Here is a 14,068-nt window from a genome sequence, read left to right as displayed (position 1 = left end):
GCCGTGATCGAATCGATTCAATAATTGCTAATCATTTGCATCTGCATTGTTAATTGATGTTTTGAAGTGTCGTTTGACAACGAAATGTGCGATGAGGTCGCAACAGGCGGAAAGAAGGCGCCACGACGGCCACGAGACCGGTTTTGGCTGCAAAAAAGTGGACAGGATCCTTATCCCCAAGCTTTATCCATATTTATCCACATGCTTTGGCGGTAAGATCCCCCCTCTTCACTTTTTCGATGACATCAGGATCCATTCCATGGCCAAACTCAACCTCGTCGTCGGCTCCATGCTGGGGGCCTCCGAATATGTCGCAGATCATGTGGTCGGCCTCCTTGAACAGGCGGGCCACCAGGCGGAGATCCACAACCCCGCCAGCCTGGCCAGGATCCTGACCGAGCCAGAAGCCATCGTGCTGGTGGTCACTTCCACCCATGGAGCGGGGGACGTACCCGACAATCTGCAGCCCTTTGCCCGGGATCTTGCCGAACAGCAGCCGGATCTCGCCGCCTTCAAGTACGGAGTGATCGCCCTGGGGGATCGCAGCTATGACACCTTCTGCCAGGGCGGCAAGACGCTGGATCGGCTGCTGGCCGGGTGCGGTGCCAGCCGACTGGGGGATCTCCTGGAAATAGACGTGACCCAGCACGAGATCCCCGAAGATGCCGCAGAAACCTGGATCCACGACTGGATGACCTTGATCGGCTGATCAGGGCCAGGGAGATCCGGTCACGACCCCCGATCTCCCTGGTTATCCCCAGATCCCTATCCACCAGGTTATTAACAGGTGGATCCGGATAAGTTTTTCCCGAGAGCTCCCCACATGAGCTCGGATAATTGTGTATAACTTAGGTGCTAAGCTCTGTAAAACCTATAGTTATTCATGTATTAGATCTTGCCGACCATGTATCTGTGTATAAAAACCCATGTTATCCCCCCGTTCGCCCCCTCTGGATCCAAGCTTTTCCACAAGCAGCGATCGACCTTAACCGAATGATCTTTATGATCAAAAATGCCTTATCAACAGAAGTCGCGGATCCTAATAAAAGATCCAATAAAAGATCGATCTAAAGATCCTTAAGATCTATTTAACCGATCCCTGATCCATACTGATCCTGAAGTAGACGTTCCCCTCCGGATGCTAAACAGATAGAATGATCCGCCCTTCAGACCAGGCAAACAAAGATCTTCAGGCGTGCAGATCAAGGTGATCCCCAATGCAATACCATGAACAATTTGATGTGATCGTCGTCGGTGGCGGTCATGCAGGAACCGAAGCAGCAACAGCGGCAGCCCGTATGGGTCTCAATACCCTGTTGCTCACCCACAACATAGATACGCTGGGGCATATGTCCTGCAATCCGGCGATCGGCGGGATCGGCAAGGGACATCTGGTCAAGGAAGTCGATGCCCTGGGCGGGATCATGGCGCAGGCCATCGATCTCGGCGGGATCCAGTTCCGCACGCTCAACTCTTCCAAAGGCCCTGCGGTGCGGGCTACTCGTGCCCAGGCGGATCGCCTGCTGTACAAGGCTGTGGTGCGTCAGACCCTGGAGAACTACCCGAACCTGAAGATCTTCCAGCAGGCCTGCGACGATCTGGTCATGGACGGGGATCGCGTCGCCGGGGTCGTTACCCAGAGCGGGATCCGCATCAGCGGCAAGACGGTCGTACTGACCGTTGGCACTTTCCTCAATGGTCTGATCCACATCGGCATGGAGAACTACAAAGGGGGCCGCGCCGGGGATCCTCCCTCAATTGCCCTCGCCCAGCGCCTGCGTGAAATGCCGCTGCGCATCGATCGCCTCAAAACGGGCACGCCACCACGCATCGATGCACGCACCGTCGATTTTTCCGTGATGCAGCAGCAACATGGTGACGATCCTCGCCCGGTCTTCTCCTTCATCGGCAACGCCAGCCAGCATCCGCGCCAGATGCCTTGCTACGTGACCCATACCAATGAGCAGACCCACGAGGTGATCCGCAACAACCTGGATCGCAGCCCCATGTACGCCGGGGTGATCGAGGGGATAGGCCCGCGCTACTGTCCGTCGATCGAGGACAAGATCACCCGCTTTGCCGACAAGACGGCGCACCAGATCTTTGTGGAACCGGAAGGCCTGACCACCCACGAGCTCTACCCGAACGGGATCTCCACCAGCCTGCCGTTCGACGTGCAGGTGCAGATCGTCCGCTCGATCCGTGGCTTCGAGAATGCCCATATCACTCGCCCTGGCTACGCCATCGAGTACGATTTCTTCGATCCGCGGGATCTCAAGGCCAACATGGAGAGCAAGTGCATCGAGAACCTCTTCTTCGCCGGCCAGATCAACGGCACCACCGGCTATGAAGAGGCCGCTGCCCAGGGCCTGATGGCCGGTCTGAACGCGGGCTTGCGCGCCCAGGGCAAGGAAGCCTGGCACCCACGCCGGGATCAGGCCTACATGGGCGTGATGATGGACGATCTCTCCACACTGGGGACCCGCGAACCCTATCGCATGTTCACCAGCCGTGCCGAATATCGCCTGCTGCTGCGGGAAGACAACGCGGATCTGCGCCTGACCGCCATCGGCCGCGAGCTGGGTCTGGTGGATGATCATCGCTGGAGCCTGTTCAATGCCAAGGTGGAACAGGTGGAGCAGGAACGTCAGCGCATGCGCTCGACCTGGATCCACCCGCAGCATCCGTCTCTGGAGGCCGTCAACGCCCTGGTCAACACTCCCCTGACCCGGGAGCAGAGCCTGGAAGAGCTGCTGCGTCGCCCCGAGGTGACCTACGATGCCCTGATGGCCATCGAGGGTGTGGGGCCTGCATTGACCGATGCGGCTGCCGCGGATCAGGTGGAGATCCAGATCAAGTACGCCGGTTACATCGAGCGTCAGCACGACGAGGTGGAGAAACAGCTGCGCAACGAAAACACCCTGCTGCCGCTGGATATGAACTACCGCGACGTGAACGGTCTCTCCAACGAGGTGATCGCCAAGCTCAACGATGCCAAGCCAGAGACCATTGGTCAGGCGTCCCGCATCTCCGGCATCACTCCTGCCGCCATCTCCATCTTGCTGGTGCACCTGAAGAAACACGGCCTGCTGCGTAAAACCGCCTGAGGAATTCCCCGTTGGACAACATGCTGCAAAGATTGAACGGCCTGCTCATGCAGGCCGGAATTGTTATCACCGAAACCCAGAAGACCCAGTTGGTGCAGTTGGTCGAGTTGCTGCACAAGTGGAACAAGGCTTACAATCTCACCTCGGTGCGAGATCCGGACGCCATGCTGGTCAAGCATATCCTCGACAGCCTGGTGGTGAGTCCTCACCTGCACGGTGAACGCTTCATCGATGTGGGAACGGGTCCGGGTCTGCCCGGACTGCCGCTGGCCATCATCAATCCGGACAAACAGTTCGTGCTGCTCGACAGCCTGGGCAAGCGGATCAACTTCATCCGCCAGGTGATCCTGGAGCTGGGGTTGACCAATGTGACCCCCGTCAAATCCCGGGTGGAGGAGTATCAACCCGAGACCGGATTTGATGGTGTACTGAGCCGGGCTTTCGCCTCCCTGGAGGACATGCTGAGCTGGTGTCATCATCTGCCGTCACCCGAGGGCAGCTTCCTGGCGCTCAAGGGACAATACCCCGAGCAGGAGCTGGCACAGTTGCCTGACAGCATTCGTCTGGTTGCCACCCACAAGCTGGTGGTGCCGGAACTGGAAGGCGAACGCCATCTGCTGGAGTTTAAAGCCATCCAGCCCGAATAGGGCCGCCGCATTCATTTAGGGGACAGTGTGGGAAAAGTCATTGCCATAGCCAACCAGAAGGGTGGAGTGGGTAAAACCACCACCTGTGTGAATCTGGCCGCCTCCATGGCCGCTACCCGGCGCAAGGTGCTGGTGATCGATCTGGATCCGCAGGGCAATGCCACCATGGGCAGTGGCGTCGACAAGTACGATGTCGAGCGCACCGCCTATGAACTGCTGATCGAAGATGCCCCCATCGGCGAGGTGATCATCCCCGAAACCTCGGGAGGCTATCACCTGATTGCCGCCAATGCCGACGTGACCGCGGCAGAAATCCGCCTGATGGAGTTTTTTGCCCGCGAGATTCGCCTGCGCAACGCCCTGGCCTCGGTCAGGGACAAGTACGACTACGTCTTCATCGACTGCCCGCCTTCTCTCAACATGCTGACGGTGAACGCCATGGCCGCCGCCGACTCCGTGCTGGTGCCCATGCAGTGCGAATACTATGCGCTGGAAGGGCTGACCGCCCTGGTGGACACCATCAGCAAGCTGGCAGCCGTGGTCAATCCGGAGCTGAAGATTGAAGGGGTGCTGCGCACCATGTTCGATCATCGCAACCGGCTGGCCAATGATGTGTCCGATCAGCTGAAACAGCATTTCGGGGACAAGGTCTATCGCACCATCATTCCCCGCAACGTAAGACTGGCGGAGGCGCCGAGCTTTGGCGCGCCAGCCATGCACTATGACAAATCATCGGTGGGGGCCAAGGCCTATCTGGCCCTGGCTGGCGAGATCCTGCGCCGCCAGGAGCAGGAGTCCCAGCCGCTCACCGCAGATCGAGAGAGCATATGACGCCGAAGAAACGTGGGCTGGGCAAGGGGCTGGACGCCCTGCTCAGCACCAGCACGGCCGCCCGCCAGAAACAGGTGATGAGCGACCAGCGCACCGAACAGGCCATGGCCCCGACCAATCAGGGGGAATTGCGCAAGCTGCCGGTGGAGTGGTTGCAGTCCGGCAAATACCAGCCGCGCAAGGATATGTCCCAGGATGCGCTGGAGGAGCTGGCCAACTCCATCCGTGCACAAGGGGTGATCCAGCCCATCGTGGTTCGCTCCATCGGTGAAAACCGTTTCGAAATCATTGCTGGTGAACGCCGCTGGCGCGCCTCCCAGCTGGCCCGTCTCGAAGTGGTGCCCTGCCTGGTCAAGGATGTCGCCGACGAGGCGGCCGTCGCCATCGCACTCATCGAGAACATCCAGCGTGAAGATCTCAACGCCATCGAGGAGGCCGTCGCCCTCCAGCGCCTGCTGACGGAGTTCGAACTGACTCACCAGCAGGTTGCCGAGGCGGTAGGCAAGTCCCGCACCACGGTCACGAACCTGCTGCGTCTCAACCAGCTCAACGAGGACGTGAAGCGCTTCGTGGAACATGGCGACCTCGACATGGGGCATGCCCGTGCCCTGCTGGCCCTGAGCGGTCAGGCCCAGTCAGAGCTGGCCAAACTGGTGGCCCAGAAGGGGCTGACAGTGCGAGATACCGAGAAGCTGGTGCAAAAAGCACTGGAACCGGCAAAAACCAGGGTTGAACCCGTCCGCGATCCGCAGTTTGGTTATCTCGAGCGCCAGATTTCTGAAAAAATTGGCAATCAGGTGCAACTTCAGCCGGGCAAGAAAGATAGCGGCAAGTTAGTAATAAGTTACGATAACTTGGCAGATTTGGACCGGGTATTGGGCTATTTTGGCCTGTCAGAATCGTGATTTTTACGCTTTTTGTAGTAATAAAACATCCATTACTTTCGATATGAACATAACCTTAATTTCGCGCGGAAAGCCGCAAAAATTAAGGATTTTTGCCATGTTGCAATAGCCGTCTTCACGGGTATAATTTGACCGGCTTTTCGAGCTGTGAACCTGGGGTCTTCGGATCCCGATTTTTTACAGTTCTGTAATGTTCAGGGGTAGGTTGGTGAAGCAGAAAATAGCCTTGGAAGGTTTGACGCTGGCCTTGGCTATGCTCGTTTGTCAGCTGGTCCTGATCCTGGCGATCGCCACCGTCTGGTTTTATCAGGCGGGAGAGTTCGCCGGACAATCCTCTCTCTACGGAGGGGGGATGTACTGGGTTCCTCAAGCCCTGTTCACGCTCTGGGTTCTGCGCCGCAAGGTGACGAAAGAGAGCGTAGGCCTGGTTTTGCGGGACTTTTATGGTGGGGCAGGGATTAAGCTCATTACTACAACAGGACTTTTCGCCCTGCTGTTTGGCGCCGGGATTGAGGTCGACACCGCCTCGTTCTTCGCCACTTATATCCTCGCCCTCGTTGTACAGTGGATAGTTTCATTCACGCTTAACAACCACTATTAGGAAAACTCATGTCTGCAACCGGAGAAGTCCTGACTCCTCAGGGATATATCTCCCACCACCTGACCCACCTGCAGGTAGGGTCCGGGTTCTGGACGGTGAATATCGATTCCATGATATTTTCCGTCGTGCTAGGCGCCCTGTTTATCTGGTTGTTCCGCAAGGTTGCCGTCAAGGCCACCAGCGGTGTGCCCGGTAAGCTGCAGTGCTTTGTGGAGATGCTGGTCGAGTTTGTGAATGGTAACGTCAAGGACATCTTTCATGGTCGCAACAAGGTCATCGCACCTTTGGCCCTGACGGTGTTCGTGTGGATCTTCCTGATGAACTTCATGGACCTGATCCCCGTTGACTTTATCCCTCACGCTGCACAGTTGATGGGTGTTCCCTATCTGCGTGTGGTTCCCTCTGCTGACGTTAACATCACCATGTCCATGGCTTTGGGCGTGTTCTTCTTGATCCTGTACTACAGCATCAAGGTCAAGGGTATCAGCGGGTTCGTGAAGGAGCTGACGCTTCAGCCTTTCAATCACCCTGCTGCCATCCCGGTTAACTTCATCCTTGAAACCGTCACGTTGATTTCCAAGCCTGTTTCATTGGGTCTGCGACTGTTCGGCAACATGTATGCTGGCGAACTGATCTTCATCCTGATTGCGGGTTTGTTACCCTGGTGGTCACAGTGGATCCTGTCCGTGCCTTGGGCAATCTTCCACATCCTGATCATCACTTTGCAGGCGTTTATCTTCATGGTTCTGACCATCGTCTATCTGTCGATGGCGCAGGAAGACCATGGTTGATGCAACTCAAATAATCCTTTTTATACAATCAATTACATCTAAATAAATGGAGATCCTCATGGAAAACTTGAACATGGACCTGCTGTACATCGCTGCTGCAATGATGATGGGTCTGGCGGCTATCGGCGCCTCCATCGGTATCGGTATCCTGGGTGGCAAGTTCCTGGAAGGTGCAGCTCGTCAACCTGACCTGATCCCTGTTCTGCGTACCCAGTTCTTCATCGTGATGGGTCTGGTGGATGCGATCCCGATGATCGCCGTTGGTCTGGGTCTGTATGTGATGTTTGCGGTTGCCTAAGTCATTACGACTCACGCAGAACCCATTAACTAACTAAAGAGGACATCGGCTGTGAATATCAACGCCACCCTCCTCGGCCAAGCAGTTGCTTTTTTCATCTTCGTAGTGTTTTGCATGAAGTACGTATGGCCGCCGCTGATGGCTGCCATCGAAGCCCGTCAGAAAGAAATAGCTGACGGCCTCTCTTCTGCAGAGCGTGCCAAGAAAGATCTGGAGCTGGCCAAGGCCAACGCCACCGATCAGCTGAAAGAAGCCAAGCTTCAGGCTGCTGAAATCATCGATCAGGCCAACAAACGCAAGGCCCAGATCATTGATGAGGCTGCTGTCGGAGCCCAAGCTGAGCGGGAGAAAATCCTGGCTCAGGGCCGTGCAGAGATCGAAGCTGAACGTCATCGTGCCAAAGAAGAACTGCGCAAGCAGGTTGCTGCTCTTGCCATCGCGGGTGCAGAGAAGATCCTGGCACGCCAAATCGACCAGGCTGCCAACAGCGACATCGTCGACAAACTGGTAGCAGAACTGTAACGGGAACGGGGCTATGTCTGAACTGACTACAATCGCTCGCCCCTACGCCAAGGCTGCTTTCGAGTTTGCCGTTGAGCACAAGGCGGTTGACCAATGGCTGGAGATGCTCGATTTCGCCGCTCAGGTGGCAGAAAACGAGACCATGCACAGCCTGGTAAACGGCTCCGTTGCTGCCGAAGAACTGGCAAAGCTGTTTGTCGGTGTCTGCGGTGAGCAGCTCAACGAGCACGGTCAGAACCTGATCCGGGTGATGGCCGAGAATGGTCGCTTGGGTGTGCTGCCGGCGGTCGTTACCGAATTCGTCGCACTCAAGGCTGAACTGGACAAAGAAGTTCAGGCTGACGTGATTTCGGCGATCGAACTGACCGACCAGCAGAAAGCCAATATTCAGGCTTCTCTGGAACAACGTCTCGCGCGCAAAGTGAAGCTGAATTGCAGCACAGATGCGTCCTTGATGGCCGGGGTGCTCATCAAGGCCGGTGATCTCGTTATCGACGGCACGGTCCGCGGTAAGCTGGATCGCATGGCCGATGCGCTGCAATCTTGATTGGGGTATTAGAGCATGCAACTGAATTCCACTGAAATCGCCGAGCTGATCAAGCAGCGCATTGCGCAGTTTGATGTCAAAAGCGAAGCGCGTAACGAAGGTACCATCGTTTCTGTAAGCGACGGTATCATTCGTATCCACGGTCTGGCCGATGCCATGCAGGGTGAGATGATCGAGCTGCCGGGCAACCGCTTCGCTCTGGCATTGAACCTGGAGCGTGACTCCGTTGGTGCCGTAGTAATGGGTCCCTATGCCGATCTGGCCGAAGGGATGAAGGTAAAGGGTACCGGCCGCATTCTGGAAGTGCCGGTCGGTCGTGGTCTGTTGGGCCGGGTGGTCAACACCCTGGGTCAGCCGATCGACGGTAAGGGTCCGGTAGACAACGACGGCTTCTCGCCGATCGAAGTGATCGCCCCGGGCGTTATCGAGCGTAAGTCTGTTGACCAGCCAGTCCAGACCGGTCTGAAAGCCATCGATGCCATGATCCCTATCGGTCGTGGCCAGCGTGAGCTGATCATCGGTGACCGCCAGGTTGGTAAGACCGCCATCGCCATCGACACCATCATCAACCAGAAAGATTCCGGCATTAAGTGCGTCTACGTTGCGATCGGCCAGAAGGCCTCCACCATCGCCAACGTGGTGCGCAAGCTGGAAGAGCACGGCGCCCTGGCCAACACCATCGTGGTCGTGGCTTCTGCCTCCGAAGCGGCTGCTCTGCAGTACCTGGCTCCCTACGCCGGTTGCTCCATGGGCGAGTACTTCCGTGACCGCGGCGAAGACGCACTGATCATCTATGATGACCTGTCCAAGCAGGCCGTTGCCTATCGCCAGATCTCCCTGCTGCTGCGCCGTCCGCCTGGACGTGAAGCTTACCCGGGTGACGTCTTCTATCTGCACTCCCGTCTGCTGGAGCGTGCTGCTCGCGTCAACGCCGAGTACGTAGAGAAGTTCACCAACGGTGCCGTGAAAGGCCAGACCGGTTCCCTGACCGCCCTGCCGATCATCGAAACCCAGGCCGGTGACGTCTCCGCGTTCGTTCCGACCAACGTGATCTCCATCACCGATGGCCAGATCTTCCTGACCTCCCAGCTGTTCAACTCCGGTATTCGTCCGGCGGTTGACCCGGGTATCTCCGTATCCCGTGTGGGCGGTGCTGCTCAGACCAAGATCGTCAAGAAGCTGTCCGGTGGTATCCGTACCGCGCTGGCTCAGTACCGCGAACTGGCGGCATTTGCCCAGTTCTCTTCCGACCTGGACGATGCCACTCGCAAGCAGCTGGATCACGGTCAGAAAGTCACCGAGCTGATGAAGCAGAAGCAGTACTCTCCGATGAGCGTGGCCCAGCAATCCCTGGTGCTGTTCGCCGCCGAGAAGGGTTATCTCGCCGATGTCGAACTGAGCAAGATCGTCGACTTCGAAGCCGCTCTGCTCTCTTACGCCAATACCCAGCATGCCGAGCTGATGGCTGAAATCAATGCCAAGGCCGACTACAACGACGCGATCGTTGGCAAGCTGACTGCGTTGCTGGATGACTTCAAGGCAACCCAGACCTGGTAAGCGTGTGTGGCAGCGCAAGCTGCCACCTGATGGAGAGAAGAGATGGCCGGCGCAAAAGAGATACGTAACAAGATCGGGAGTGTGAAGAACACTCAGAAGATCACCAGCGCTATGGAAATGGTGGCAGCGAGCAAGATGCGCCGTGCGCAGGAACGCATGTCTGCCAGCCGTCCGTACGCTGAAACCATGCGCAAGGTGATCGGCCATATCGCTCAGGGGAACTTGGAATACAAGCACCCCTACCTCATCGAACGTGAGGTGAAGCGAGTGGGTTACATCGTCGTCTCCACCGACCGTGGCCTGTGTGGTGGTCTGAACATCAACCTGTTCAAGGCTGCCCTCAATGATATGAAGCAATGGAGCGCGAAAGGTGCCAAGGTTGACCTGGCATTGATCGGTAACAAGGCCTCCAACTTCTTTGAACGGCACGGCGCCAAGGTGAAAGCCCACGTCTCCGGACTGGGTGACAACCCGAGCGTCAATGACCTGATCGGTTCAGTGAAGGTCATGCTGAAGGCTTACGACAACGGTGAGATTGACAGGCTGTATCTGGTGTACAACAAGTTCGTCAACACCATGGTTCAGCAACCAAAAGTCGATCAACTGCTGCCTTTGCCCGTAACAGAAGACAGCAAGCTCGCCAAGAAGCACCACTGGGACTACCTCTATGAGCCGGATCCCAAGCAACTGCTGGATACCCTGCTGATTCGCTACGTCGAATCCCAGGTCTACCAGGGTGTGGTAGAAAACTTGGCAAGTGAACAGGCAGCCCGAATGGTTGCCATGCAAGCCGCGACTGACAACGCCGGCAACCTGATTAACGATCTGCAACTGGTATACAACAAGGCCCGTCAGGCCAGTATTACCCAGGAGCTCACAGAGATCGTTTCCGGTGCTGCTGCGGTGTAAGGCAAGGGTTATCAAAGGTTTAGAGGATTTGACATGAGTAACGGTTTCATCGTCCAAATCATCGGCGCTGTGGTGGACATCGAGTTCCCGCAGAATGCCGTGCCCCAGGTGTACGATGCACTGAAGGTTGTCAGCGAAGGCCAAGGCCAGGGTCTGGTACTGGAAGTTCAGCAACAGATCGGCGGCGGCGTCGTGCGTTGCATCACCATGGGTTCCTCCGACGGTCTGCGTCGTGGGTTGGAAGTAGTTAACAGCGGCAAGGCCATCCAGGTACCGGTCGGTACCTCGACCCTGGGCCGTATCATGAACGTACTGGGCGACCCCATCGACGAGAAGGGTCCGATCGGCGAAGAAGAGCGTTGGTCCATCCACCGCGAAGCCCCCAGCTACGAAGATCAGTCCAACAGCACCGAGCTGCTGGAGACCGGCATCAAGGTTATCGACCTGGTATGTCCGTTCGCCAAGGGTGGTAAGGTTGGTCTGTTCGGCGGCGCCGGTGTAGGCAAGACCGTCAACATGATGGAGCTGATCCGTAACATCGCGATCGAGCACAGCGGTTACTCCGTGTTCGCCGGTGTAGGTGAGCGTACCCGTGAGGGTAACGACTTCTACCACGAGATGATGGAGTCCAACGTACTGGACAAAGTATCTCTGGTTTACGGTCAGATGAACGAGCCGCCCGGAAACCGTCTGCGCGTGGCGCTGACCGGCCTGACCATGGCCGAGAAGTTCCGTGATGAAGGTCGTGACGTGCTGTTCTTCGTGGACAACATCTACCGTTACACCCTGGCCGGTACCGAAGTATCCGCACTGCTGGGCCGTATGCCTTCCGCAGTAGGTTACCAGCCGACCCTGGCCGAGGAGATGGGTGTTCTGCAAGAGCGCATCACCTCCACCAAGACCGGTTCCATCACCTCCGTACAGGCCGTTTACGTGCCTGCGGATGACTTGACCGACCCGTCTCCGGCGACCACCTTCGCCCACCTGGATGCGACCGTCGTACTGTCCCGTCAGATCGCGGCACTGGGTATCTACCCGGCCGTTGACCCGCTGGACTCCACCTCCCGTCAGCTGGATCCGCTGGTGGTTGGCAAGGAGCACTACGAGACCGCTCGTGGCGTTCAGACCGTACTGCAGCGCTACAAGGAGCTGAAGGACATCATCGCCATCCTGGGTATGGATGAACTGTCAGAAGAAGACAAACTGACCGTAGCCCGTGCCCGTAAGATCGAGCGTTTCCTGTCCCAGCCGTTCTTCGTGGCCGAAGTATTTACCGGTTCTCCGGGCAAATACGTGCCGCTGAAGGAAACCATCCGTGGCTTCCAGGGCATCCTGAAGGGCGAGTATGACGATCTGCCGGAGCAGGCGTTCTACATGGTTGGCGGCATCGACGAAGTCGTCGAGAAGTCCAAGAAACTGTAAGCCTCGATAGGAGGGCCCATGGCTGAGATGATCTCCTTTCACCTGGATGTGGTGAGCGCCGAAGGAAAACTGTTTTCCGGTCGCGTGCAATCTGCCCAGGTATCAGGCTCCGAAGGTGAGCTGGGTCTCCGCCACGGTCATGCTCCGTTGCTGACTGCCATCAAGCCGGGCCTGGTCCGCTTGATCAAGCAAAATGGTAGCGAAGAGGTGCTGTACATCTCCGGCGGTATGCTGGAAGTACAACCCGAAGCCGTGACCGTGCTGGCCGATACTGCCATTCGCGCCGACGATCTGGATGAGGCGAAAGCCCAGGAAGCCAAGCGTCGTGCCGAAGAGCGGATCAACAGCTCCCATGGTGATATCGACTATGCTCAGGCGTCTGCCGAGCTGGCCAAAGCGATGGCCCAGTTGCGGGTTATCGATATCGTCAAAAAGAATTACCGTTAATCACGGTGATGCAAAAAGCGACCTTCGGGTCGCTTTTTTTTTGCCCGTTGGATAGACTCCGCCCAGCATTTCCACCTGTTTCAAAGGCTAGCTATGTCTCTCAACGTCGTGATCCTGGCTGCGGGCAAAGGCACCCGCATGCGTTCCTCCCTGCCCAAGGTGCTGCACCCCGTTGCCAGCAAGCCCATGGTCTCCCATGTGATCGAGACCGCCCGCCAGATCGGTGCCGAACAGCTGCACCTGGTCTATGGCCACGGCGCCGAACTGCTGAAGGAGCGGATCCAGGCATCCGACCTGAACTGGGTGCTGCAGGCCCAGCAACTGGGGACCGGCCATGCCGTCGCCCAGGCCATTCCGTTCTGGCATGACGAAGACGACGTGCTGGTGCTCTACGGCGATACCCCGCTGATCCAGCCCGAGACCCTGCAACGGTTGCTGGCCGCCAAGACCGACGATGGCATGGCGCTGCTGACCGTGGTACTGGACAACCCGACCGGCTATGGCCGCATCGTGCGGGAACATGGTCAGGTGGTCGGCATTGTCGAGCAGAAGGATGCCAACGCCGAGCAACTTGCCATCCGTGAAGTGAACACCGGCGTGCTGGTGGCCAACGGTGGTCAGCTGCGCAGCTGGCTCTCCCGCCTGGACAACAAGAATGCCCAGGGCGAGTTCTATCTGACCGACGTCATCGCCATGGCCCATGGGGATGGCTGTGCCATCGCCGCCGTCCACCCTGACAACGCCATGGAAGTGGAAGGGGCCAACAACCGGGTGCAACTGGCGGCGCTTGAGCGCAGCTACCAGCAGATGCAAGCCGAGAAGCTGATGATCGCCGGTGCCACCCTGATCGATCCGGCCCGTTTCGATCTGCGGGGTTCCCTGGAAATCGGGGAGGAGGTGGTGATCGACGTCAACGTCATCATCGAAGGCAAGGTGGTGCTTGGCAATCACGTGCGCATCGGTGCCGGCAGCGTGCTGAAGGATTGCGTGATCGGCGACCACACCGAGGTGAAACCCTACTCCGTCATCGAAGGTGCGCAAATTGCCGACCAGTGCTCGGTCGGGCCCTTTACCCGCCTGCGCCCGGGTGCCGTGCTGGAGCAGGATGCCCATGTCGGCAACTTCGTCGAGATGAAGAAGGCTCGGCTGGGGGTGGGCTCGAAGTGCGGTCATCTGACCTATCTGGGGGATGCGGAGATCGGTGCCAAGGTGAACATCGGTGCTGGAACCATCACCTGCAATTACGACGGGGTGAACAAGTTCCAGACCATCATTGAGGACGATGTGTTTGTCGGCTCCGATACCCAGCTGGTGGCGCCGGTGCGGATCGGCAAGGGGGCGACCCTGGGGGCGGGTTCCACCATCACCAAGGATGTGGCGGAAAACGAGCTGGTGATCACCCGGGTGCCCCAGCGCCACATTCCCAACTGGCCCCGTCCGGTCAAGAAGAAGTGATGCCCGATCAATGAAATGCAAACCGGCGC

General features: G+C 57.6%; 15 protein-coding genes. All 15 read left to right on the top strand.

What is annotated here, in order from left to right; translation table 11 throughout:
* Positions 1–259 precede the first annotated feature (259 nt).
* Positions 260–709, top strand: coding sequence for an FMN-binding protein MioC (gene mioC, locus AB5Y59_RS04095; protein WP_039040628.1), 450 nt, complete (start codon positions 260–262; stop codon positions 707–709).
* A gap of 508 nt (positions 710–1,217) precedes the next feature.
* On the top strand, positions 1,218–3,107 hold the full coding sequence (gene mnmG / locus AB5Y59_RS04090) for a tRNA uridine-5-carboxymethylaminomethyl(34) synthesis enzyme MnmG (RefSeq protein ID WP_010672271.1): 1,890 nt from the start codon (positions 1,218–1,220) through the stop codon (positions 3,105–3,107).
* Positions 3,108–3,127: 20 nt separating this feature from the next.
* Positions 3,128–3,754 (top strand): 16S rRNA (guanine(527)-N(7))-methyltransferase RsmG, encoded by a 627-nt coding sequence (gene rsmG, locus AB5Y59_RS04085; protein ID WP_010672270.1) that lies wholly within the window; start codon positions 3,128–3,130, stop codon positions 3,752–3,754.
* Positions 3,755–3,781: 27 nt separating this feature from the next.
* Positions 3,782–4,585 carry a ParA family protein gene (locus tag AB5Y59_RS04080; RefSeq protein WP_029313362.1) on the top strand — a complete coding sequence of 268 codons (804 nt, stop codon included), beginning with the start codon at positions 3,782–3,784 and terminating at the stop codon, positions 4,583–4,585.
* On the top strand, positions 4,582–5,490 hold the full coding sequence (locus tag AB5Y59_RS04075) for a ParB/RepB/Spo0J family partition protein (RefSeq protein ID WP_010672268.1): 909 nt from the start codon (positions 4,582–4,584) through the stop codon (positions 5,488–5,490). Before AB5Y59_RS04080 ends, AB5Y59_RS04075 begins: the two co-directional genes overlap by 4 nt.
* 190 nt (positions 5,491–5,680) lie before the next feature.
* Positions 5,681–6,091, top strand: coding sequence for an ATP synthase subunit I (locus tag AB5Y59_RS04070; protein WP_010672267.1), 411 nt, complete (start codon positions 5,681–5,683; stop codon positions 6,089–6,091).
* An 8-nt stretch (positions 6,092–6,099) separates the two neighbouring features.
* Positions 6,100–6,882, top strand: a complete 783-nt coding sequence (gene atpB / locus AB5Y59_RS04065) for a F0F1 ATP synthase subunit A (RefSeq protein ID WP_010672266.1) — start codon at positions 6,100–6,102, stop codon at positions 6,880–6,882.
* A 58-nt stretch (positions 6,883–6,940) separates the two neighbouring features.
* A complete protein-coding gene (atpE, locus tag AB5Y59_RS04060; protein ID WP_010672265.1) occupies positions 6,941–7,180 on the top strand; it encodes a F0F1 ATP synthase subunit C in 240 nt (79 codons plus the stop codon).
* A gap of 51 nt (positions 7,181–7,231) precedes the next feature.
* Positions 7,232–7,702, top strand: coding sequence for a F0F1 ATP synthase subunit B (gene atpF, locus AB5Y59_RS04055; RefSeq protein ID WP_010672264.1), 471 nt, complete (start codon positions 7,232–7,234; stop codon positions 7,700–7,702).
* Between the two features lie 13 nt (positions 7,703–7,715).
* Complete coding sequence (gene atpH, locus AB5Y59_RS04050) at positions 7,716–8,249, top strand: F0F1 ATP synthase subunit delta (protein ID WP_052815148.1); 534 nt, start codon at positions 7,716–7,718, stop codon at positions 8,247–8,249.
* A gap of 15 nt (positions 8,250–8,264) precedes the next feature.
* Positions 8,265–9,806, top strand: a complete 1,542-nt coding sequence (atpA, locus tag AB5Y59_RS04045; RefSeq protein ID WP_010672262.1) for a F0F1 ATP synthase subunit alpha — start codon at positions 8,265–8,267, stop codon at positions 9,804–9,806.
* 42 nt (positions 9,807–9,848) lie between these two features.
* On the top strand, positions 9,849–10,715 hold the full coding sequence (gene atpG, locus AB5Y59_RS04040) for a F0F1 ATP synthase subunit gamma (RefSeq protein ID WP_010672261.1): 867 nt from the start codon (positions 9,849–9,851) through the stop codon (positions 10,713–10,715).
* 33 nt (positions 10,716–10,748) lie between these two features.
* Positions 10,749–12,137: a F0F1 ATP synthase subunit beta gene (atpD, locus tag AB5Y59_RS04035; RefSeq protein ID WP_010672260.1), complete on the top strand. Its 1,389-nt coding sequence runs from the start codon at positions 10,749–10,751 to the stop codon at positions 12,135–12,137.
* Positions 12,138–12,155: 18 nt separating this feature from the next.
* On the top strand, positions 12,156–12,584 hold the full coding sequence (locus AB5Y59_RS04030) for a F0F1 ATP synthase subunit epsilon (protein WP_010672259.1): 429 nt from the start codon (positions 12,156–12,158) through the stop codon (positions 12,582–12,584).
* Between the two features lie 93 nt (positions 12,585–12,677).
* Positions 12,678–14,039: a bifunctional UDP-N-acetylglucosamine diphosphorylase/glucosamine-1-phosphate N-acetyltransferase GlmU gene (glmU, locus tag AB5Y59_RS04025; protein ID WP_324046299.1), complete on the top strand. Its 1,362-nt coding sequence runs from the start codon at positions 12,678–12,680 to the stop codon at positions 14,037–14,039.
* Positions 14,040–14,068: the final 29 nt, after the last annotated feature.

It is taken from the genome of Aeromonas sp. s10, assembly GCF_040907975.1.
In the GTDB taxonomy this organism is placed as follows: domain Bacteria; phylum Pseudomonadota; class Gammaproteobacteria; order Enterobacterales; family Aeromonadaceae; genus Aeromonas; species Aeromonas caviae.
Note: the sequence above shows the minus strand (reverse complement) of the source record. Positions and strands in the feature narration are given on the sequence as shown.

Bases quoted from the DNA above. Each gene is read 5' to 3' on its own strand.
- mioC (WP_039040628.1), top strand. From the start codon at position 260: ATGGCCAAACTCAACCTCGTCGTCGGCTCCATGCTGGGGGCCTCCGAA.
- mnmG (WP_010672271.1), top strand. From the start codon at position 1,218: ATGCAATACCATGAACAATTTGATGTGATCGTCGTCGGTGGCGGTCAT.
- rsmG (WP_010672270.1), top strand. From the start codon at position 3,128: ATGCTGCAAAGATTGAACGGCCTGCTCATGCAGGCCGGAATTGTTATC.
- AB5Y59_RS04075 (WP_010672268.1), top strand. From the start codon at position 4,582: ATGACGCCGAAGAAACGTGGGCTGGGCAAGGGGCTGGACGCCCTGCTC.
- AB5Y59_RS04070 (WP_010672267.1), top strand. From the start codon at position 5,681: ATGTTCAGGGGTAGGTTGGTGAAGCAGAAAATAGCCTTGGAAGGTTTG.
- atpB (WP_010672266.1), top strand. From the start codon at position 6,100: ATGTCTGCAACCGGAGAAGTCCTGACTCCTCAGGGATATATCTCCCAC.
- atpE (WP_010672265.1), top strand. From the start codon at position 6,941: ATGGAAAACTTGAACATGGACCTGCTGTACATCGCTGCTGCAATGATG.
- atpH (WP_052815148.1), top strand. From the start codon at position 7,716: ATGTCTGAACTGACTACAATCGCTCGCCCCTACGCCAAGGCTGCTTTC.
- atpA (WP_010672262.1), top strand. From the start codon at position 8,265: ATGCAACTGAATTCCACTGAAATCGCCGAGCTGATCAAGCAGCGCATT.
- atpG (WP_010672261.1), top strand. From the start codon at position 9,849: ATGGCCGGCGCAAAAGAGATACGTAACAAGATCGGGAGTGTGAAGAAC.
- atpD (WP_010672260.1), top strand. From the start codon at position 10,749: ATGAGTAACGGTTTCATCGTCCAAATCATCGGCGCTGTGGTGGACATC.
- AB5Y59_RS04030 (WP_010672259.1), top strand. From the start codon at position 12,156: ATGGCTGAGATGATCTCCTTTCACCTGGATGTGGTGAGCGCCGAAGGA.
- glmU (WP_324046299.1), top strand. From the start codon at position 12,678: ATGTCTCTCAACGTCGTGATCCTGGCTGCGGGCAAAGGCACCCGCATG.